General features: G+C 39.4%; 1 protein-coding gene. It reads left to right on the forward strand.

The annotated features are described in order from the left end of the window. Nucleotides 1–891, forward strand: an 891-nt coding sequence (locus A3729_RS05335; RefSeq protein WP_231877344.1) for a CHAD domain-containing protein, incomplete at its 5' end; no start/stop codon positions are given. Nucleotides 892–1,008 lie beyond the last annotated feature (117 nt).

The following is a 1,008-nucleotide window of genomic DNA, read 5'->3' on the forward strand; positions in this document are numbered from 1 at the left end:
CCCACGTCGGCGAGCTATGAAGAATATATGTGTAAAGTAAACAAAGCAGCTCATGACGCCGAAAGCGATCAAACACAAATCCGGTCTAATTTACTCAAACTACACAAAATGTCCTTGGGCTTATTGCCTGGCTGTCTTGCAGATATAGATTCCGAATTTGTTCATCAATACAGAGTTTGTCTAAGAAAAACCCGGTCAATTGCTAGCATGATTTACACCTTAACAAAAGACAAAACGCTTGATCAGCACCTACGGAACTTAAAACAGCACGCAATGCTCACTGGCGAGCTGAGAGATTTAGACGTATTTCTAAACTACCTTTCAGTCATTTCTGGTGAAGAGCAAGGCACATACGGTGAGGGGCTTTCTCAACTATACCAAGACCTCGAAAAAATACGTCACGAGAAGCTGTTAGCATTCTGTGAATTCGCCAATAGTGAACGTTTTCTTCGAGACAACAAACAATGGAAGCAGTTTCTTAGATCTAGTGAATTTGAACAGCTGTGTGGAAAAACTAATGATGACAAGCTTACTGACAAACAAATTGAGCTATCAGACAATATCAGTCGACTTATGGATAATTTAACCTCAAGCAATCAAGATGACGACCTTCACCATATCCGTAAGCTAATTAAGAAAAGCCGCTACCTCTCTGAGCTTACTGGCTCCAAAACAAACTCAGCCAAACAATCTTACAAAGCCCACCAAGCGCTCTTTGGGCGTTTCCAGGACTTATGCGTACAGTGTGAAATGTTAGGTAGGTATATTGAGCTACAGACTAAGAATGAAAATAAACAAGTGAAGACTTCTGCCAAAAAACTATTGAAGCACCTGCAACAACAAAAGACTGATCAAAAAGAAGTAATTTGTAAGCGAGAGCCTCATCTCTAAACTATTGGCGGATCAGTTTTTGTATAGCAATAGATATAAAACAATTTCTCATCAAAATTCCCTGCGACTTTACGTTGTATGGACTAAACTAAATTCCTGTTAATCCACTATTTTATG

The organism is Oleiphilus sp. HI0043 (assembly GCF_001634935.1).